This is a genomic window from Sphingobium sp. TomMM15, from assembly GCF_055397045.1.
The window spans coordinates 78,374-98,881 of the sequence record NZ_AP027314.1; the positions used below are offsets into that span (position 1 = coordinate 78,374).

Annotated in this window: 16 protein-coding genes; 13 read left to right on the top strand and 3 right to left on the bottom strand. The window is 64.7% G+C overall.

What is annotated here, in order from left to right; translation table 11 throughout:
* Positions 1-6 precede the first annotated feature (6 nt).
* Genes lysA through ACZ51H_RS00425 form a run of 3 tightly spaced genes read left to right on the top strand, consistent with a single transcriptional unit; the run spans position 7 to position 2,983 of the window.
* Positions 7-1,272 carry a diaminopimelate decarboxylase gene (gene lysA, locus ACZ51H_RS00415; protein ID WP_460987424.1) on the top strand — a complete coding sequence of 422 codons (1,266 nt, stop codon included), beginning with the start codon at positions 7-9 and terminating at the stop codon, positions 1,270-1,272.
* Positions 1,272-2,030, top strand: coding sequence for a precorrin-2 dehydrogenase/sirohydrochlorin ferrochelatase family protein (locus tag ACZ51H_RS00420; RefSeq protein ID WP_460987425.1), 759 nt, complete (start codon positions 1,272-1,274; stop codon positions 2,028-2,030). The genes lysA and ACZ51H_RS00420 overlap by 1 nt, the downstream gene beginning before the upstream one ends.
* Entirely contained in the window at positions 2,027-2,983 is a 957-nt protein-coding gene (locus ACZ51H_RS00425; RefSeq protein WP_464802107.1) for a zinc transporter ZntB, read from the top strand. Before ACZ51H_RS00420 ends, ACZ51H_RS00425 begins: the two co-directional genes overlap by 4 nt.
* Positions 2,984-2,996: 13 nt before the next feature.
* On the opposite strand, the gene ACZ51H_RS00430 is transcribed toward ACZ51H_RS00425, so the two are convergent.
* A complete protein-coding gene (locus ACZ51H_RS00430; protein WP_449471095.1) occupies positions 2,997-3,620 on the bottom strand; it encodes a response regulator transcription factor in 624 nt (207 codons plus the stop codon).
* A gap of 52 nt (positions 3,621-3,672) precedes the next feature.
* The gene (locus ACZ51H_RS00435) at positions 3,673-4,344 is read right to left on the bottom strand and encodes a TetR/AcrR family transcriptional regulator (RefSeq protein WP_464802108.1); all 672 of its coding nucleotides are present in this window, start codon (positions 4,342-4,344) and stop codon (positions 3,673-3,675) included.
* An 89-nt stretch (positions 4,345-4,433) separates the two neighbouring features.
* On the opposite strand from ACZ51H_RS00435, the gene ACZ51H_RS00440 reads away from it, so the two are divergent.
* The 3 genes from ACZ51H_RS00440 to ACZ51H_RS00450 are packed head-to-tail and all read left to right on the top strand — an operon-like array spanning position 4,434 to position 8,621.
* Complete coding sequence (locus ACZ51H_RS00440; protein WP_464802109.1) at positions 4,434-5,945, top strand: efflux transporter outer membrane subunit; 1,512 nt, start codon at positions 4,434-4,436, stop codon at positions 5,943-5,945.
* On the top strand, positions 5,938-7,086 hold the full coding sequence (locus tag ACZ51H_RS00445; protein ID WP_464802110.1) for an EmrA/EmrK family multidrug efflux transporter periplasmic adaptor subunit: 1,149 nt from the start codon (positions 5,938-5,940) through the stop codon (positions 7,084-7,086). Before ACZ51H_RS00440 ends, ACZ51H_RS00445 begins: the two co-directional genes overlap by 8 nt.
* A gap of 38 nt (positions 7,087-7,124) precedes the next feature.
* Positions 7,125-8,621 carry a DHA2 family efflux MFS transporter permease subunit gene (locus ACZ51H_RS00450; protein WP_464802111.1) on the top strand — a complete coding sequence of 499 codons (1,497 nt, stop codon included), beginning with the start codon at positions 7,125-7,127 and terminating at the stop codon, positions 8,619-8,621.
* Here the strand turns inward: ACZ51H_RS00450 and ACZ51H_RS00455 are convergent.
* The gene (locus tag ACZ51H_RS00455) at positions 8,618-10,195 is read right to left on the bottom strand and encodes an ABC-F family ATP-binding cassette domain-containing protein (protein ID WP_464802112.1); all 1,578 of its coding nucleotides are present in this window, start codon (positions 10,193-10,195) and stop codon (positions 8,618-8,620) included. The two genes, ACZ51H_RS00450 and ACZ51H_RS00455, sit on opposite strands and share 4 nt — an antisense overlap.
* A gap of 187 nt (positions 10,196-10,382) precedes the next feature.
* On the opposite strand from ACZ51H_RS00455, the gene ACZ51H_RS00460 reads away from it, so the two are divergent.
* From ACZ51H_RS00460 to cobA, 7 genes are all read left to right on the top strand, one after another.
* The gene (locus ACZ51H_RS00460; protein ID WP_464794233.1) at positions 10,383-10,964 is read left to right on the top strand and encodes an ANTAR domain-containing response regulator; all 582 of its coding nucleotides are present in this window, start codon (positions 10,383-10,385) and stop codon (positions 10,962-10,964) included.
* Positions 10,961-12,163 (top strand): CmpA/NrtA family ABC transporter substrate-binding protein, encoded by a 1,203-nt coding sequence (locus tag ACZ51H_RS00465; RefSeq protein ID WP_464802113.1) that lies wholly within the window; start codon positions 10,961-10,963, stop codon positions 12,161-12,163. The genes ACZ51H_RS00460 and ACZ51H_RS00465 overlap by 4 nt, the downstream gene beginning before the upstream one ends.
* A gap of 227 nt (positions 12,164-12,390) precedes the next feature.
* Positions 12,391-13,635, top strand: a complete 1,245-nt coding sequence (locus ACZ51H_RS00470; RefSeq protein ID WP_464771821.1) for a nitrate/nitrite transporter — start codon at positions 12,391-12,393, stop codon at positions 13,633-13,635.
* A 353-nt stretch (positions 13,636-13,988) separates the two neighbouring features.
* Complete coding sequence (gene nirB, locus ACZ51H_RS00475; protein ID WP_464802114.1) at positions 13,989-16,496, top strand: nitrite reductase large subunit NirB; 2,508 nt, start codon at positions 13,989-13,991, stop codon at positions 16,494-16,496.
* 5 nt (positions 16,497-16,501) lie between these two features.
* Complete coding sequence (gene nirD / locus ACZ51H_RS00480; protein ID WP_464802115.1) at positions 16,502-16,837, top strand: nitrite reductase small subunit NirD; 336 nt, start codon at positions 16,502-16,504, stop codon at positions 16,835-16,837.
* A 124-nt stretch (positions 16,838-16,961) separates the two neighbouring features.
* Complete coding sequence (locus ACZ51H_RS00485) at positions 16,962-19,574, top strand: molybdopterin-dependent oxidoreductase (RefSeq protein WP_464802116.1); 2,613 nt, start codon at positions 16,962-16,964, stop codon at positions 19,572-19,574.
* Positions 19,561-20,343: a uroporphyrinogen-III C-methyltransferase gene (gene cobA, locus ACZ51H_RS00490; protein ID WP_464802117.1), complete on the top strand. Its 783-nt coding sequence runs from the start codon at positions 19,561-19,563 to the stop codon at positions 20,341-20,343. The genes ACZ51H_RS00485 and cobA overlap by 14 nt, the downstream gene beginning before the upstream one ends.
* The last annotated feature ends 165 nt before the right edge of the window (positions 20,344-20,508 follow it).

Consider the following 20,508-nt stretch of genomic DNA (forward strand, 5'->3'; position numbering starts at 1 on the left):
AGAGCCTTGGACCATTTCGACTATGTGAACGGCGCCATGCATGTGGAGCAGGTGCCGATGGCGGACATCGCGCAGGCGGTCGGCACGCCGGTCTATATCTATTCGACCGCTACCCTGACGCGCCACGTCAATGTCTTTCGAGAGGCCCTGTCGCGGCTGGACGATCCGCTGATCGCCTTTGCGGTGAAGGCCAATCCCAATGGCGCGGTGCTGGCGACGCTGGCGAAGCTGGGGCTGGGCGCTGACGTGGTGTCGGGTGGCGAGCTGCTGCGCGCGATCGCGGCGGGCATTCCGGCCAACCGCATTGTCTTTTCAGGCGTCGGCAAGACCGCCGAAGAGATGAGGCTGGCGCTGGAGCATGGCATCTACCAGTTCAATCTGGAGAGCGAGCCGGAAGCCGAGATGCTGTCGGAAGTCGCGGTATCCATGGGCAGACAAGCGCCCGTTGCCTATCGGATCAACCCCGATGTGGACGCGGGGACGCACGCCAAGATTTCGACCGGCAAGTCGGAAAACAAGTTCGGCATTCCCTATGATCGGGCGCTGGAAAGCTATGGCGCCGCCCGCGACCTGCCCGGTCTGGATGTGCAGGGCGTCGCCGTCCATATCGGCAGCCAGCTGACCGATCTAGCCCCGCTTGAGGCGGCCTTCACGAAGGTCGGCGTCCTGATCGAAAAGCTGCGCGGCGCTGGGCATGCCATCCGCACCGCCGATCTGGGCGGCGGACTGGGCGTCCCCTACGACCCCTCGCTCCCGATCCCGCCGCTGCCTGCTGTCTATGGCGAGATGGTGACGCGGGTGACGCAGGGCTGGAATGTGCGCCTGATGTTCGAACCGGGCCGGGTCATCGTCGGCAATGCGGGTGCGCTGCTGTCGCGGGTGGTGCGCGTCAAGCAGGGTGCGCAGGCACCGTTCGTCATCGTCGATGCGGCGATGAACGACCTGATGCGGCCCAGCCTTTATGATGCCTGGCACGACATTCGCGCCGTTGATCCTTCGGGCGTGCGGGAGACCGCCAATGTGGTGGGTCCGGTGTGCGAGACGGGCGATACTTTTGCCATGCACCGCGACATGGATGTGGTGCAGGCGGGCGATCTGGTCGCCTTCATGACGGCGGGCGCTTATGGCGCGACCATGGCGGGCACCTATAACAGCCGCCCGCTGACGCCCGAAGTGCTGGTGTCCGGCGACAAATGGGCCGTGGTCCGCGCCCGTCCGCCGATCGAGGCGCTGATCGAGGCGGACAGCATTCCGGACTGGGTGCAGGGCTGATGCAAAGCCTGCCCGTCTTCCTGGTGTTGAAGGGCAGGGCCGTCATCCTGACGGGAAGCGGCGAGGCAGCGGACGCCAAGCGGCGGTTGCTGGAACGGGCGGGCGCGCGCGTCGTCGGGGAGGCTGAGGACGCGGCCATCGCGATCGTTGCCGATGGCGATGATGCGACGGTTGCGCGGCTCAAGGCACGGGGCGTGCTGGTGAACGCGACCGACCGGCCGGAGCTTTGCGATTTCACTCTGCCTGCCATTATCGATCGGGAGCCTGTCTTGATCGCCATCGGCACGGGCGGTGCGTCGGCAGGACTGGCGAAGGCCTTGCGCCAGCGGATCGAGGCAATATTGCCGGAAAAGCTGGGCGCGCTCGCTACCGCGTTGCACGCTGCCCGTGCCGTCATCCGCGCACGCTGGCCCGATGCCAGCGCCCGCCGCCGCGCGATTGATGCCGGGCTGTCGGCTGGCGGTCTGATCGATCCGCTGCGCGAGGATGCCGCTGACGAGGTGCCCCGCTGGCTTGCTCAGCAGGGCGATGCGGAACCCTCCCGTCTTGTCGCGTTGCGCCTGCTGTCGGGCGATCCCGATGACCTGACGCTCCGCGCGGCGCGCCTGCTCGGGGAGGCCGATCGCATCTATCATAGGCCCGATGTGCCAGCGGTGATCCTTGACCGTGCTCGCGCCGACGCTGTGCGCATCCCCGCCACCATGCCGCCGGATGCGCCGGGCGAGGGGCTCTCGCTCTGGCTGGAGATGCCGCAATGAGCCGGGTGTTCGTCAATGAAGGCGGCCATGCCCGCGAAATCTCGCTCGATGATTTTTGCGGGCAGGCCGACCATGCTCCGTTCAGCTGGATTCATGCCGATGGCTGGCGGGAGGATGCGCAAAGCATCGTTTCGCGCTGCGACCATATGCCGCAGGCGGCGCTGTCGGCGCTGTTGGCGCAGGAAACCCGGCCGCGTTGCACCGTGATGGCGCATGGTGCGCTCATCAACCTGCGCGGTCTGGGTGCGGACGCCGAGGCAAGCGGCGATCCGTTGGTGTCGATCCGCCTGTGGGCCGAACATGCGCGGGTGATCACCGTCAGCTACCGCCCACTCGCGGCGATGGAGGCGGTGGTGAAGCAGATGCTGGCCGGAGAGATTCGCGATCCGGGCGACCTTATCGCCGCCTTTGCGCAGGAAATCACTGAAGCGCTTGATCCGGAAGTCGCGCAACTGGGCGATGATCTGGACGAGATCGAAAGCGCGCTGAGCGACAATGGCGCGGCCGAGGTGCGGCGGCAGGTGTCCGAAATCCGGGCGTCGGCGATCAGCTATCGCCGCTTCATCTCACCGCAGCGGCAGGCGCTTGAAAGATTGTCAGCGGCGGATGCGCCCTGGCTTCACCCCGATGATCGGCTGCATTTGCAGGAAGCGGCGGACCGCTGCGCCCGCATGGCGGAGGAGCTGGAGGCGGTGCGCGAGCGATCGGCGCTGGCGCATGAAGAACTGACCGACCTGCGCGCGGAACAGATGAACCGGCAGGCGTTGATCATATCGGTCGTGGCGCTGGTTTTCCTGCCGCTCACCTTTCTGACCGGGCTGCTCGGCATGAACGTCAACGGCATTCCCTTCGCCCATGAACCCTGGGCCTTTTGGGGCGTGGTGGCGGTATGCGTCGCCATGGCGATCGGGATTGGCGGCTGGTTCACCGCGACTCGCTGGTTGAAGCGCTGAAACCCTGATCGTTTCAGGGGCGGGCAGCGTTCAGCCGGGCGATTTCATCATTCAACGCCTGGATCGATGAGACCAGCCGCGCCCTGTCGACCTGCATTTCCTCAAGCGCGTCGCGCGTCTCGCCCAGTTCCACCGCGCGTCGCGCAATGCGGGCGTCGAGTTCGGCATTGTGCCGGGTGAGGGCGTTCACCTCATCGGCGCGCTGGCACAAATGGCGGAGCCGTGCGTCCAGCACATCGAAGTCGAAAGGCTTGGTGACGTAATCGTCCGCGCCTGCTTCCAAAGCCTCCACGACGCTGGCGTTATCCTGCTTGCCCGCGATCATCACGAAACTCGCCTGACCGGCAAGGCCAGCGGCACGGATTTTCTTCATGGTGGCTATGCCCGGCAGGATCGCCAGTCCCATGTCGATCAGGATGATGTCCACCGACCGGCTGAGAAGGCGGTTCAGCGCCACGAAGCCATTTTCGGCCAGCACCACGTCATAATGGAGATGGGAAAGGCGACGCGCGATCACGGCGCGGGCCGTGTCGTCTTCCTCGATCAGCAAAAGCCTGCGGCGACGGAGCGGGCGAGCGCTCTTCGCCTTGTCGCTGTCGGTATTGAGCGTCCTCGCAGCGGATTTGAAAAACTGCATGGCGTGCGTCTCCTCACACGCCTTGATCTAGGATAAGTGCGCAAAGAAATGGTTAATGCGATCTTTCGTGTGAAGGTGCTTCCGCTTCGGGCGCATAGGCGCGCAGGAAGCAATCGACCGCAAAAGCCACATCGGCCTCCACTTGCTCGGGCGTGGGCGGCTGACCATTGCCCCAGATCATCTGCTGGTGACTGCCCGACAAGGTGAGCACGATCAGCGTCCGCGCCGCAAGTTGGGCATCGGCGCGGCGCAATTGGCCCCGCTCCATCGTCCCCTCCAAAAAGCGGGCCAGCAGGTTGCGCGTATATAAGGGCGCAAGTTCCAGGAAAATCTCGCCCATTTTGGGAAAGCGGCTCGACTCCGCCGCCACCAGCCGATGCAGGGCGATCGCGTCTGGTGACGTCACCTTGCGCAGCAGATCATGACTGAAGCGCAGGAGCGTTTGATCAAGTGGACCACCCGTGTCCAGAAGCTGGGCGAGGCTGGAATGATAGGTTTCCGTCGCGTCGCGCAGGACGGCGGCGAACAATTCCTCCTTGCCGGGGAAATAGCTCCACAAGGTGCCCTTCGACCCACCCAGCTCGGCGGCGATGGAGGACATGGTGGTCGCGGCATAGCCATTTTCCAGGAATGACCGGCGGGCGACCGCGACGATCGCATCACGGCGATCGCGCCTGTTTGCTTCGCGGCGGGATAGGGAGGCAAGGTCTGCAGGGGCGCTCATAAAGGCGTACCATATAGTACGATTATCTTGTTGACAAGGCCGTGCAGCAGGCGCAAAGGCAGTTTTCATACCACATGGTACAGTTTCTTATGTCCCTAAATCGTCTCAGTAATTCCGCGCATGCCGGGTTTCTGCCGGTCGCGATCTTGGCGCTTTCCGCCTGCGCGGCCGTGCCCGATCTCGGCAAGGCGCCCGTGCCCCGGACAGCCTCCAGCATCGCGGCGTCGCAAACGCTGGGGCAGGGCGACGCGCTATGGCCAGCCGATGGATGGTGGAAAAGCTATGGCGACTCGCAACTCGACGCGTTGATGGAGGAGGGACTTGCCGCCTCCCCCGACATCGCTGCCGCTTCCGCGCGTTTCCGCCAAGCATCCGCCGCCGCGCAGCAGGCCGGAGCCCCGCTGCTCCCGTCCGTTGATCTTACCGGATCGGCCGCCGCGACGAAGCAAAGCTATAATATGGGCTTCCCCAAGGACTTTGTGCCCAAAGGCTGGTTGGGTACGGGAAAAGCCGCGCTCGACCTGAATTTCGACCTTGATCTCTGGGGCCGGAACCGGGCGGCGCTGGCTGCCGCCACATCGGAGGCGGAGGCTGCCAGCATCGATGCCCAGCAGGCGCGTCTGATGCTGACGACGGGCATCGCCGATGCTTATGCCGACCTGGCCCGCCTGTTCGACCAGCGGGCGATCCAGCAACGCGCGCTGGACATCCGATCCGCCAGCCAGAAACTGGTGACGGAGCGGCAGCGCAACGGGCTGGAAACGCGGGGCAGCGTGCGGCAAGCCGATGCGACCGTGTCCGCCGCCCGCGCCGTGCTGGCGGGCATTGACCAATCCATCGCCGTCCGGCGGCATCAGATCGCGGCGCTGATCGGCGCAGGCCCTGATCGCGGCCTTGCCATCACGCAGCCGCATCTGGGCAAGGTCACGGATTTGGGCCTGCCCGCCGATGTCACCACCAACCTGGTGGCACGCCGTCCCGATGTCGCCGCCGCGCTTGCCCGCACGGAAGCCGCTGCCAAGCGCATCAAGGTCGCCCGCGCCGACTTCTTCCCGGCCATCAGCCTCAGCGCCCTCGTCGGGGTACAGTCACTCGGCTACAATACGTCCTTCCTTGACCCCTCGACGTCGGGTCCCCGCTCTTTCCTCGACACCTTGTTCAGCAAGGATTCGCTGTTCGGCAATGTCGGACCAGCGATCAGCCTTCCCATCTTCCATGGCGGGGAACTGCGTGGCCGCTATCGTGGCGCGCGGGCGACCTTCGACGAAGCCGTCGCCAATTATGACAAGACCGTCCTTGGCGCCTATCGCGACGTGGCCGATGCCGTCACCGGCCGCCGGATATTGGTTCAGCGGCTGACGGAAGCCCGCGCCGCGCTGGCCGCGTCCGAAGAAGCCTATGCCATAGCGCAGAAGCGCTACAAAGGCGGTCTGTTCACCTTCCTCGACGTTCTGAATGTCGAGGACCAGCTGCTTTCCGCCCGCCAATCCGTCGCGGAGCTTGAAGCGCTGACCTTTTCCACTGACATTGCCCTCATTCGCGCGCTCGGCGGCGGCTTCGCTGCCAGCGGCACATCGTCCAAGGACCTGCCCAATGGCTGATGCAGCCCCCGAATTCACCGCCGATACCGGCAGCGCCGACAAGAGCGCGCGGATGGAGCAGCGCAAGAAATGGCTGGTCCGCCTTGCCATCGCCGTGTTCGTCATCGGCGCGATCTATGCCCTTTGGTATCTGCTAATCGGCCGCAATCATGTCGGCACCGACAATGCCTATGTGAATGCCGAGATCGCGCAGGTGACGCCGCTTATCTCCGCGCAGGCCGTCGAAGTGCGGGTGACCGATACGCAGGCGGTGAAGCGGGGCGACATATTGGTGCGGCTGGACCCCACCAACGCCCGCATCGCCGTCGCGCAGGCGGAGGCCGACCTTGCCGAGGCGCGCCGCCGCTTCCGCCAGACGGCCGCGACCAGTTCATCGCTCGCCGCCCAGGTTCAGGCGCGGGGCGCCGACATCGCGCAGGCGGGCGCGCAGCTCGCCGCCGCTCAGGCCGATTATGACAAGGCGCGCATCGATCTTCAGCGGCGCGAGGCACTGGCGCCCGAGGGTGCCGTGTCGGGCGAAGAAGTTACCAGCGCGCGCAAGGCATTTGCCGCCGCCCGCGCGGGCCTTGAACAGGCGCGCGCAGGCGTGGCGACGGCACGCGCGACGCAGGGCGCTGCGGAAGGACAGCTTGCCGCCAATGACGCCCTTGTCAGTGGCTCAACGGTCGAGACGGACCCCGCCGTCCTCGCCGCCAAGGCGAAGCTGGAAAATGCCCGGCTCGACCTTGGCCGCACGATCATCCGCGCGCCGATCGATGGCGTGGTAACGCGCCGTCAGGTGCAGGTCGGCCAGCGCGTGGCGCAGGGCAGCCCGATCATGAGCATCGTCCCTCTCAGCCAAGTCTATGTCGATGCCAATTTCAAGGAACGGCAGCTGCGCCGCGTACGCGTCGGCATGCCCGCCACGGTCCTTGCCGACATCTACGGCGGCGACGTCGTTTATCATGGCAAGGTCATCGGCTTTTCCGGCGGCACCGGATCGTCGCTGGCGCTGATCCCCGCGCAAAATGCGACCGGCAACTGGATCAAGGTGGTTCAGCGCCTGCCCGTGCGCATCGCGCTTGATCCCAAGGAACTTGCTGCGCATCCGCTCCGCGTAGGCCTCTCGACCGAGGTCGAGATCGACCTTTCGGGCGCCTGAGGAACCACGCGGTGACGGAGGCGGCAGAAAGATTTTTCATGGACCCCCGGCGGCGGATGCTGGCCGGGTTCGTGTTGGCGCTCAGCAATTTCATGGTCGTGCTCGACCTGACGATCGCGAACGTGTCGGTGCCGCACATCGCCGGAAATTTGGGCATCACGCCTGACCAGGGCACCTGGATCATCACATCCTATGCCGTGGCGGAGGCGATCTGCGTGCCGCTTACCGGCTGGCTCGCCCAGCGGTTCGGCACGGTGCGCCTGTTCATCTGGGGCATGATCGGCTTCGGACTCTTTTCGCTGCTCTGCGGTCTTTCGACGACGCTGGGCATGATCGTCGCCTGCCGTATCGGACAGGGGCTGTGCGGCGGCCCGCTGATGCCGATGTCGCAAACCCTGTTGATGCGCATCTTTCCCGCCGAACAGCGGGCCAAGGTGATGGGATTGTGGGCCATGACCACGCTCGCTGGCCCAGCGGTGGGGCCGATCATCGGCGGCTATATCAGCGACAATTGGAGCTGGCACTGGATCTTCTTCATCAACCTGCCGATCGCGGTGGTGTGCGTGTTCGCCGCGATGGTGCTGCTGCGTCCGGCCGAAACCGAACGGCATAAGCTCCCCATCGATTATATCGGCCTCGCCCTGCTCATATTCTGGATCGGCTGCCTCCAGATCATGCTGGACACCGGCCGCGACCATGACTGGTTTGGCGATCCGATGATTGTCGCGCTGGCCGTGATGGCCGGGATCGGCTTCCTCGTCTTCATCATCTGGGAACTGACGGAGGAGCATCCGATCGTCGATCTGCGGGTGTTCCGCCATATCGGCTTCACATCGGGCGTGCTGACATTGTCGCTATGCTTCGGCGCCTATTTCGCTGGCATCGTGATCATCCCGCAATGGCTCCAGATGTCCATGGGCTATCCCGCCTATTCGGCAGGTTTCGTCACCGCCTTTACGGCCATGACCGCGATCTTGGCCGCACCCTTTGCGGGCCGCGCGGTCGGCAAGATCGATGTGCGCCTGCTGATATCGGGATCGGTGATCTGGATGGGCATGGTCACCATGTGGCGATCGGGCTGGACCAGCACGGCCGACTTCTGGACTTTGGCCATGCCGCAGGTCGTGCAGGGCTTTGCCATGCCCTTCTTCATGATCCCGCTGACCACCCTGACGCTGGGATCGGTGCGGCCGGAAGAGACCGCGTCGGCGGCGGGCATGCAAAGCTTCCTGCGCACGCTGGCGGTCGCGATATCCACCTCCATCGTGCTGACCGGCTGGGGCAATGGCCAGCGAACCGCGCGCAATGAAATGGTGTCGGCACTTGATCCGGGCGTCGGATCGCAGCTTGCCGGTTCCGGGCTGTCGGCTGAGCAGACGCCGCAGATGATCGCCAATCTGGTCGATCAGCAAGCGACCATTTTGTCGATGAACCATGTCTTCTTCGTGGCGGCACTGGTCCTCTTCCTGGCAGGCGCGCTGGTCTGGTTCGCGCCCAAGCCGACCGGGCAGGTGGACATGTCGGCGGCGCATTAGAGCAAGCCTATCTCCCGGTCGATGCCGATAGCGCGCAGGAAAGCCGCGTCATGGCTCACCACGATCAGCGCGCCGTCATAACCGCGCAGGCCCTGTTCGATCGCCGCAATGCTGTCGAGGTCGAGATGATTGGTCGGCTCGTCCAGCATCAGCAGCGGCGGCAAGGTGGCACCTCCCAGCACGCAAGCCAGCCCGGCGCGCAACAACTGCCCGCCGCTAAGGCTGCCCGCCTGTTGCAAAGCCAGATCCGCCCGAAAGCGAAAGCGCGCCAGCGCCGCCCGCACTTCATTATGCGTCGCGCTTGGGTGCAGCCGAGCGAAATTATCCGCAATGCTGGCGCGTGGATCGAGCAGTTCCACCTTCTGGTCCAGCAGCGCGCAGGCCACCGGCCGCTCGACCCTCCCCGCCAATGGAGACAGGCTGCCCGCGATCACATGCAGCAGCGTTGATTTGCCCGCGCCATTGGGGCCAGTGATCGCAATCCGCTCCGGCCCGTTGACGCTCAGGGACAGCTCCCGCAGGACCGGCGCACTGGCATCATGACCTGCCGTCACATGGTCCAGCGTCACGATCCTCTGGCCAGACTGAACGGCGGTGGAGGGCAGGGCAACGGTCAGGCTCTCGACCACCTCGATCCGCTGCCGTGCCGTCTCTGCCGCCAGCGTTGCTTCCCGCCGCAGACGCTCCGCCAGCCGCGCCGCTTCGCCGCCCGATCCCTCGGCCCGATCCCTCCTCAATCCGATCAATATGCGCGGCATGTCGTCCTTGGCCCCCTTGCGCGCCCCGGCGGCGTCACGCCTCTGCTTGCGCTCGGCCGCGACCTGCGTCCGCTTGGCGATGTCCTTCCGATGCCGTTCGGCATGGGCCAAGTCCTGTTCGGCCGCCGCGAGTTCGACCGCCTTGCGCGCCTGCCATGAGGAGAAATTCCCGCCATGACGGCTGATGCCCAGCGTCGTCAGCTCGGCAATCGCCTCCATCTCCTCCAGCAGCGCCCGGTCATGGCTGACCACGATCGCACCCGCCCGCCAGCGCCCCAGCAGAGCGATCAGCGCCGCGCGCCCCTCCGCGTCCAGATTATTGGTCGGCTCGTCCAGCAGCAGGAAATCGGGCCGGGCAAAGATCGCTCCGGCCAGCGCCGCCCGCGTCCGCTGACCGCCCGACAATTGGGCGAGCGGTGTATCGGGTTCTACGCTCAGCCCAACTTCCGCCAATGCTTCCTCGATCCGCGAAGGCAGCGTCCAGTCGCATGCTTCCAGTTCGGCCATGTCCGCGTCGCCCTGTTCGGCCTTGGAGAGCGACGCCATGGCCTCCCGCACGCCGAACAAATCCGCGATCGTCTCGCCCGGCTCGACCTGCACCGTCTGCCGCAGTTCGGCCACCGTCCCGTCCAGCTGAACACTGCCGCCGCTGGGCTTCAGTCTGCCGGAAACAAGCGCAAGCAGCGTCGATTTGCCGACGCCATTGCGTCCGACAAGTCCGATCCGCTCGGAAGTGAAACGAAAATCAAGGTCGCTAAGGACGGATGTCCCGTCAGGCGCGGACCAGCTGATATGAGAGAGAGTAATCGCAGGCATGGACAAAAAACTTCCTGAAAGCAGAGCGTTGGGGCTTCGCGATCAGTTGCAGGTCCATGATGATTATCCTCCGAAAACTGGCCTGTGCTAATATAGCAGGCACCTTCCGCTGGCAACCAGCGGCTTCTGCCCCGATTGACGCGGCGCAGCATCGCCGTCACTGAAGGGCCAAAAGGGCTGGGTCCACATGCGAATCGTCATCATCGATGACAGCGGCCTGCGCGCGACGGTTCTCGAAGAAGGACTGCGTGAGGCGGGCTATGACGATATCCACATCGTCCCCCCGCGCGGCGGTTTCGTCGCGCGGCTCGAACGCATGGCGCCGGACGTCGTGCTGATGGACCTGGGTAGCCCCAGCCGCGATACGCTGGAGGAAATGCTCACGGTCAGCCGCGCACTGGCCACCCCGATCGCCATGTTCGTCGATCAGTCGGATGAATCCATGATCGGCGCGGCGATCGACGCGGGTGTTTCGGCCTATGTTGTCGATGGCCTGCGCAAGGAGCGGGTAAAGCCGGTGCTGGAACTCGCCGTCCGTCGCTTCAACGCCTTCGCCCGACTCCAGACCGAACTGGACGAGGCGCGGACGCAGCTTTCCGACCGCAAGATCATCGACCGCGCCAAATCCATTCTGATGAGCCAGCGCGGCATCAACGAACCGGACGCCTATGCGCTGTTGCGGTCGAGCGCGATGAATCAGGGGAAAAAGATCGTGGATGTCGCCCAGGCACTGATCACCGCGAGCGACCTGTTGGGAGGGGGCCTATGACGACATCCTTGCGCATCGCCTATTTGCCGCTGACCGACTCTGCCGTGCTGGCGGTTGCGCGGGAAAAGGGTTTCGCGGAGGAGGAGGGGATCGCCCTCGATCTCGTTCGCACGGTCAGTTGGGCGACGCTGCGCGATCGGCTGATCTTCGGTCAGGTGCAGGCCGCGCATATGCTGGCGCCGCTTGCCATCGCGGTGACGCTGGGTTTGAGCCAGCAGCCCGCGCCGCTGTCGGCGCCCTATAAGCTCAACGTCAACGGCAACATGCTGGTAATGGCGCGGGAGTTTGCGCAGGCGCTCGACCCCGATGTCGCTGCCCGGCTCGACGATCCGCTCGGCACCGCCCACGACTTCGCCGCCGCCATCGGCCTGTGGAAACGCAAGCCGGTGATCGGCATCGTCCACCGCTTTTCCAGCCACGCCATCATGCTGCGCTACTGGCTGGCGAGCGCGGGTGTCGATCCCGATCGCGACGTGTTGTTGCGCGTGGTGCCGCCTTCGCTGACGGTGGAGGCGCTGCGCGGGGGCGAAATTGACGGTTTCATCGCTGGCGAACCTTGGGGCAGCGCGGCTGTCGAAGCGGGACTTGCCGAAGCTGTCGCCATTGGCGAACGGATATGGCGGCGCGGCGTGGAAAAGGTGCTCGCCTTCCGCACCCCCTGGCTGGAGGAAAATCCGCAGACCGTAGACGCGCTGATCCGCGCGCTGGTCCGTTCCGCTGCATGGTGCGATGACCCGGCCAATCATGAGGCGCTGGCCCACCTCCTGTCGCAACCGCATTTCGTCGATCAGCCCGCCGACCTCATCCTGCGCGCATTATCGGGCCGCATTACCGCACGGCCGGACATGCCACCGCTCGACATGCCCGACTTCATGCTCTTCTCCCGCGAAGCGACGCCCTTCCCGTGGCGCAGTCAGGCGCTGTGGCTCTATTCGCAGCTCGCCCGCTGGAAGATGGTGGATCATACGCCTGAAAACGCGGCCAAGGCGGGATCGGTCTTCCGCCCCGACATCTTCCGCCGCGCGCTGGCCGACAGCAATGTGGCGATTCCCGGCGCCAGCATGAAGGTGGAGGGTGCCGTCGCATCCCCCTTGGCGGTGGGCTCCAAGCGGGGAGAATTGACGCTCGGCCCCGACCGCTTCTTCGACGGCCGCACATTCGACCCCGAACATATCGAGGATTTTCTGAAGAGCTTCTAACGCGCGTGGCGCTTGAAAAAATTGTGCCTTGCAACATGAAACGAATCATTAGATAAGGCAAAGGTCGCGCGACGAAGCGCGTTCATGGATGAGCACGCCCAAGGATGGGGCCGCGCTCTCCTCAAACAATATTTTGCAGCAAAGCCGCTGGCCGGGTCTCGTCACAAACGGGCGTCCGGAGAGCGGCTTTTTTTGTGTCCATTTCACTTGGATTGAAGGACCTCGTCATGGCAACTGCTTATTGGGATCGCGAGAAGGGCGGCGAGGGGACAGCCGGACCAACCAGCTTCTGGAAAGCTGGCCACACGCCGACCCTGATTGCCGCTTTCCTCTATTTCGACCTCGCCTTCATGGTGTGGGTGCTGCTCGGGCCGCTTGCGCCCTCCATTTCCAAGACGCTGGGCCTCACCCCTGCGGAAAAGGGCCTCATGGTCGCGGTGCCGACACTGGCGGGCGCGTTGCTTCGCGTCGTCAACGGCCTGTTGGTCGACCGCATTGGCTGCAAGCAGGCGGGCGCGATCAGCCAGGTCATCGTGATCCTTGGCCTCTTCACCGCCTGGTTCATGGGCGTGAACAGCTTCGGCGGGACGCTGGCGCTGGGCGTCATCCTGGGGTTTGCAGGCGCTTCCTTCGCCATCGCGCTCCCCCTGGCAAGCCGCTGGTATCCGCCTGAGCATCAGGGCAAGGCGATGGGCCTTGCCGGCATGGGCAATTCGGGCACGGTTCTGGCGTCCTTGTTCGCGCCGATCCTTGCCAAGCTGTTCGGCTGGAACGCGGTGCTGGGCCTCGCCTGCATCCCGCTGACCATCGTGTTTTTCCTCTACCTGATCATGGCGAAGAACGCCCCCAACGCGCCCGCGCCCAAGAAGCTGGTGGATTATTTCCGCCCGCTGAAGAGCGCCGACGCATGGTGGCTGATGGGCTTTTATTCGGTGACCTTTGGCGGTTTCGTCGGTCTGGCCGCGTCGCTGCCGATCTACTTCACCGACCAGTTCGGCCTTACCCCGATCACGGCAGGCTATTGCACCGCGGGCTGCGTATTCGCTGGTTCTCTGGTTCGCCCCATGGGCGGCGCGCTGGCTGACAAGATCGGTGGCGTGAAGGCGCTGATGATGGTCTATATCGTCGCCGCATTGGCGCTGGCGGGCGTATCCTATGCGCCGACGCTGGTCTCTGCCCTGGGCTTCTTCGTCGCTGCGATGCTGGCGCTGGGCGTGGGCAACGGCTCGGTGTTCCAGCTGGTGCCGCAGCGTTTTCAGGAAGAAATCGGCGTCATGACCGGCCTGGTCGGCATGGCGGGCGGCATTGGCGGCTTTTACCTCGCATCCTCGCTGGGTATCGCCAAGCAGTTCACGGGCAGCTTTGCCCCCGGCTTCCTGATCTTCGCGGGCCTCGCCGTGGTCGCGTTCCTCGGTATCTCGCTGGTGCGTGCCAAGTGGCGCGCGACCTGGAGCACCGGCGCGCGTATCTGATCAACGCTTACCGGAGAGGAGAGGCGGCGGCACTCGAAAGAGGAGCCGCCGCCCTTGTTTTTGGGCAATGAGAACCGCTTCCTAAGAAGTGAAGCCCTTCGACAAGCTCAGGGGAAACGGTGAAAAGGTGGAAGCTGAGCGCAATCTCTAACTTTTCCGCCGAATCGCTTGACCCCAGTCGCGTTTCATTTATGCTGCACTGCGAAGGACAAGGTTGTCCTCTACTGACATAGCTGCGGTGATCCACGGTTGGATCGTCAAAGCGTTAATGATGGCAAAGCCGCCATCCAGACTCCTGGGTTCAAAGCCCAGGGGTCCGGATGGCGGCTTTTTTTATTGTCTGGAGTCAAGGGATGGATTTTCAGAACAACGCCGGACCGGAGACGGCCAACGAAGAGGATATCTTCGTGCCCTCCGACGATGTTCGCGAACATCTGGTTGTTGTGGGCAACGGCATGGCTGGTTGCCGCGCGGTCGAGGAACTGCTGGCACGCGATGCGGGGCGCTATCGCGTCACCATCTTCGGTGCGGAACCCTATGTGAACTATAACCGCATCATGCTCTCGCCGGTTCTGGCCGGGGAAAAGAGCTTCGATGACATCGTCATCAACAGCCGCGAATGGTATGATGAGAACAAGATCGAACTGATCGCCGGTGATCCGGTGACGGCAATCGATCGCGCCGCAAAGACCGTCACGAGCCAGTCGGGTCGCACTGTTGGCTATGACAAGCTGCTGATCGCGACGGGTTCCGATCCGTTCATCATCCCGGTTCCGGGCAAGGACCTGCCGGGCGTCATCAGCTTCCGCGACATGAAGGATGTCGACACCATGCTGGAAGCCGCCGGAAAGGGCGGCTCTGCGGTGGTGATCGGCGGCGGTCTGCTCGGCCTGGAAGCCGCGCACGGCCTGACCCTGCGCGGGATGAAGGTCACCGTGATCCACCTCATGGACACGCTGATGGAGCGGCAACTGGACGAGGCGGCGGGTTGGCTGCTCAAGTCCGCGCTCGAAGGACGCGGCCAGACGATCCTGACCGCCGCCAACACCGAAAGCATCTACGGCGACGGCAAGGTCGAGGGCGTCCGCCTGAAGGACGGCACGGAAATCCCCGCGAGCCTTGTTGTCATGGCGGTGGGCATCCGTCCCTCGACCGCGCTTGCCCGTGAAGCTGGCCTTGAGGTCAATCGCGGCATCAAGGTCGATGACCATATGGTCACGAGCGACCCCGATGTGCTGGCGGTCGGCGAATGCGTCGAGCATGACGGCAATGTCTACGGCCTCGTCGCGCCGCTGTGGGATATGTGCCGCAGCCTGGCCGACGGCCTGACCGACCAGCACACGGGTTACAAGGGTTCGGTCACCTCGACCAAGCTCAAGGTTGCGGGTCTGGACGTCTTCTCCGCCGGTGACTTCTCCGGTGGCGAAGGCTGCGAGGACATCGTCCTGCGCGACGCCTCGCGCGGCGTGTATAAGCGCGTCATCGTCAAGGATGACAAGATCATCGGCGCGGTGCTCTACGGTGATACCGTCGATGGCGGCTGGTATTTCGACCTGCTCAAGCGCGAGGAAGATGTCGGCGAAATCCGTGACCTGCTGATCTTCGGTCAGGCCTTCGCCTCTGGAGGAGGCGCGCTGGACCCTAAGGCGGCCGTTGCGGCGCTCTCGGACGATGCCGAGATCTGCGGCTGCAACGGCGTCAGCAAGGGCCAGGTCGTCGCCTGCATCGAAAAGGGTGCATGCAGCCTCGACGCGGTGCGCGGCACCTGCAAGGCGTCGGCCAGCTGCGGCAGCTGCACGGGTCTGGTCGAGAATCTGCTGGCGGTGGTGCTGGGTGATGACGTCCAGTCAGGCCCCAAGACGATGTGCAAATGCACCAGCTTTGGCCATGACGATGTCCGCCGTGAGATCGTCGCGCAGAATATGCGATCGATCCCCGAGGTGATGCAGAAGCTGCACTGGTCGACACCCGACGGCTGCTCTTCCTGCCGCCCTGCGCTCAATTACTATCTGCTTTGCGCGCTGCCCGGTGAATATGTCGATGACCAGCAGAGCCGCTTCGTCAATGAGCGCATGCACGCGAACATCCAGAAGGATGGCACCTACTCCGTCGTCCCGCGCATGTGGGGTGGCCTCACCAACCCCAAGGAACTGCGCGCGATCGCCGACGTGGTCGAGAAATATGATGCGCCGATGGTGAAGGTCACCGGCGGCCAGCGTCTCGACATTTTCGGCATCAAGAAGGAAGATTTGCCCGCTGTCTGGGCCGACCTCAACGCCGCGGGCATGGTGTCGGGTCATGCTTATGGCAAGTCGCTGCGCACGGTGAAGACCTGCGTCGGGTCCGAATGGTGCCGCTTTGGCACGCAGGATTCGACCGGCCTTGGCGTCAAGACGGAACGGATGACCTGGGGATCGTGGATGCCCCATAAGTTCAAGATCGCCGTATCCGGCTGCCCCCGCAACTGCGCGGAGGCGACGATCAAGGACTTCGGCGTGGTCTGCGTGGACTCGGGCTATGAGCTGCATGTCGGCGGCAATGGCGGCATCCATGTCCGCGCCACCGACTTCCTCTGCAAGGTCGCGACCGAGCAGGAGGCGCTCGATTATTGCGCCGCCTTCACCCAGCTCTACCGCGAGGAAGCCCGCTATCTGGAGCGCACCGCGCCGTGGATCGAGCGTGTCGGCGTGGAATATGTGAAGCAGCGGATTGTGGAAGACGAGGCTGGCCGCGAGGCTCTTCGCGCACGCTTCCTCTATTCGCAGAGCTTCTCTCAGGACGATCCCTGGGCCGAACGCGCAGCCGGTGCCAATGCAGAACTGCATCAGCATCTCGACCCCATCGCGATCGCTGCGGAGTAATGACCATGACGACATGGATCGACATCGGAACGCTGGCCGACATTCCCCAGCGCGGCGCCCGCACGGTGCAGATCGAAGGCGAAAAGGAAATCGCCGTGTTCCGCACCAGCGACGACAAGGTCTTCGCGCTGGTCAATGAATGCCCGCACAAAAAGGGTCCGCTGAGCCAGGGTATCGTCCACGGCCACAGCGTCGCCTGCCCCCTGCATAACTGGAACATCGCCCTGAAAACGGGCGAGGCGCAGGGCAATGACAAGGGCTGCACGCCGACCATCGCCGTGAAAGAGGAGGGCGGCCGCATCCTGATCGCCCGCCCGGCAGCGATGAAGGCAGCAGCCTGACGAGCATCAAGCTTCCGGTCCCCAGCCATAACGGCGGGGACCCGGGTGGGGGTGTCTTGTTGGCCATCCCTTGCGGCAAGCACCTCCACCCAATTCTTGTTCCTCGGGAAGAAGAGGTAAGAGCATGACAGAGGCCATCCGCACCACCTGCGCCTATTGCGGCGTTGGTTGCGGCATTTCGGCCACGCCGACCGGACCCCGGTCGGTCACGATCAAGGGCGATGAAGCGCACCCGGCCAATGGCGGGCGCCTCTGCTCCAAGGGCACGCATCTGGGCGAAACCGTCGGCCTGACCGGCCGCCTGCTGCACCCGATGATCGGCAACAAGCGCGCCAGCTGGGACAAGTCGCTGGACCTCGTCGCGAAGAAATTCCGCGAGACGGTCGAACGCTACGGCCCCGACAGCGTCGCCTTCTACGTCTCCGGCCAGCTGCTGACCGAAGATTATTATGTCGCCAACAAGCTGATGAAGGGCTTCATCGGCACATCCAACATCGACACTAACAGCCGCCTCTGCATGTCGAGCGCGGTGGCGGGGCACAACCGGGCCTTTGGCGAGGACATCGTGCCTGCCACTTATGGCGACCTCGATGAAGCGGACCTGATCGTCCTCGTCGGCTCCAACACCGCCTGGTGCCACCCCATCGTCTATCAGCGCATTCAGGCCGCTCGCGCGGCACGCGGCACGAAGCTGGTCGTCATCGACCCGCGCCGCACCGAAACCTGCGAAGGGGCGGACCTGCATTTGCCGGTGAAACCCGGAACCGACGTCGCGCTGATGAACGGCCTGCTGGCTTGGTGCGACGCTGAAGGCATCACCGATCCCGCCTTCATGGCCGAACATGTGAACGCGCCCGAAGGATTCTGGGAGCATATCCGCACCGGCCACGACCTCTGGACGACGGCCAAGACCTGCGACATCGCGCCCGCGCTGCTGGAGCAGTTCTTCAAGCTGTTCGCCGCCACGCCGCGCACCGTCACCCTGTTCAGCCAGGGCATCAACCAGTCGATCCGTGGCACCGATCAGGTGAACGCGATCATCAACGTCCACCTCGCCACCCGCCGCATCGGCAAGCCGGGCGCCGCGCCCTTCTCGATCACTGGCCAGCCCAACGCGATGGGCGGCCGCGAAGTCGGTGGCCTTGCCTCGACCCTCGCCGCCCACATGGACTTCGCGCCGGAAAATGTTGAGCGGGTGGGACGTTTCTGGGCCGCCCCGAACATGGCGACCAAGCCGGGCCTGAAAGCCGTCGACCTGTTCCGCGCCATCAACGAAGGCCGGGTCAAGGCGCTTTGGGTGATGGCCACCAACCCCGCCGTCTCCCTCCCCGACGCGAACCGCGTCCGTGAAGCGTTGGAATCTGTCCCTTTCCTCGTCGTGTCGGACATCATCGCCGACACCGACACCAGCGTCCATGCCGACGTCCGCCTGCCCGCCGCCGGATGGGGCGAGAAGGACGGCACCGTCACCAATAGCGACCGCACAATCAGCCGCCAGCGCCCCTTCCTGGCGCTCCCCGGCGACGCCAAACCCGACTGGTGGATCGTCAAGGAAGTTGCCCGCCGCATGGGCTTTCGAAACGCCTTCGCCTATGACCGGCCCGCCGACATCTGGCGCGAACATGCCCGCCTGACCGCCTATCAGAATGACGGCCAGCGCCTGCTCAACCTCCGTGCCCAGGCCACCATCGGCAACGACGCCTATGAAGCGATGGAGCCCTTCCGCTGGGGTGGCGACAAGCCCTTTGCCGATGGCCGCTTCTCCACCCCCGATGGCAAGGCGCGGCTGGTCCTCACCAAGCAGATGGACCTTCAGGAGCCGCTCAAGCAGTGGCCCATGACGCTCAACACCGGCCGTTACCGCGACCAGTGGCACACGATGACGCGCACCGGTCTCTCAGCCAAGCTCGCCCGCCATCGCGAGGAGCCGCTGGTCGAAATCCACCCGCAGGACGCGCAGGAACTGGGCATTTGCGACGGCGACCTCGCCCGCGTCCAGACCGCACAGGGCAACAGCATCTTCCGCGTGGCTTTCAGCGAAGGCCAGCGTGTGGGTGAAATCTTCACGCCGATCCACTGGACCGACCAAATCTCCACCGGCGGCCGTACCGGCCTGCTGCCCCGGCCATTGGTCGATCCTCATTCGGGCCAGCCCGGCTTCAAATCGACGCCCGCCAGCATCGAAAAGGTCGCGACGGAGTGGAAGGGCTTCCTCATCCTGCGCGGCGAGCAGCCTGCCAAAATCCCCTGCCTCTGGGCCACGAAGGTCACCGTTCCGGATGGCGCGCTCTACGAAGTCGCGGGCAATGGCGACCCCGTGCGTCTTGAAGCCTGCCTGCCCAAAGGCGACCGCGTCGAAGCGGTCGACATGACGCGCGGCACCCGCCGCATCGCCATCATCCGCGAAGGCAAGCTGGCAGCCGTCCTCTTCGTCACCCGCACCGGCCTGCTCCCCTCGCGCGACTGGCTCATCGGCCAGCTTGAGGCGGAAGAGGTGGGCGCATCCGTCCTCGCCGCGCGCGGTCCCGGCAACCAGCCTGACAAAGGGCCGACCATCTGCGTCTGCTTCGACATCGGCCTCAACCAGATCGTCGCCGCCATCCGCGACCAGAGCCTGGTCGACGTTCCCGCCATCGGCAAGGCGATCGGCGCGGGCACCAATTGCGGGTCCTGCCGTCCCGCGCTCGCCAACATCCTCGCCCAAATTCCGCAGGAGGCCCTTCATGCAGCCGAATGAATTGATCGCTCCCGGTGAAGTCTGGCTGGTCGGCGCAGGCCCCGGCGACCCGGACCTCCTCACCCGCAAGGCCGAAAAGCTGATCGCCGCCGCGGAGATCGTCTTCTACGACGCCCTCGTCGGCCCCGGCGTACTTGACCTCATCCCGCAGGGCGTCGAGCGGATCAGCGTCGGCAAGCGTTCCGGCCGCCATTCAAAGGCGCAGGAAAGCATCAACGACCTGCTCCTCGCCGCCGCCAAAGCAGGCAAGCGCGTCGTGCGCCTCAAGGGGGGCGATCCCTCGGTATTCGGCCGCTCATCCGAAGAGATGGAGCATCTCGCCGCCGACGGCATCCGCTTCCATATCTGCCCCGGCATCACCACGGCAAGCGCTGCTGCCGCAAGCGGCAGCGCCTCGCTCACCCTGCGCGGCAAGGCGCGCGGCCTGACGCTGGTGACCGCGCATCTCAAAGCCAGTGAACCGCTCAAGCTCGACTGGGAGGCGCTCGCCCGTCCCGGCGGCACGCTTGGCATCTATATGGGCCGCGCCGCCGCCGGAGAGATCAGCCGCCAGCTGATCGCCGCAGGCCGCGATCCCGAAACGCCGGTGATGGTGGCGGTCAACGTCTCGCTCCCCACCGAACGCCTGATCCGCGGCAAGCTGTCCGCGCTTGCCTTTCTGGTCGCCACGATCAGCGACGAAGACCCGACCCTGCTGCTGATCGGCGAAGCGGTGGCGGGAACGTCCATGCCTGTAGGGGTTGCAGCTAGCGTCGCTCTACAGGTTTGAACTTGCCCTCCACATCTTTGCCTTGAGCCTGTCGATGCCGCTGCCTTAGTTGGAAGGAAGGTAAGGGGTTTCGGCAGGCTCAGACCGGTGGAGCCCGTGGGCTTGCGGTTGTAATGATGTAACTTCGTGCTCCTGCGAAGGCAGGAGCCCATTTGCGGCCGTGAG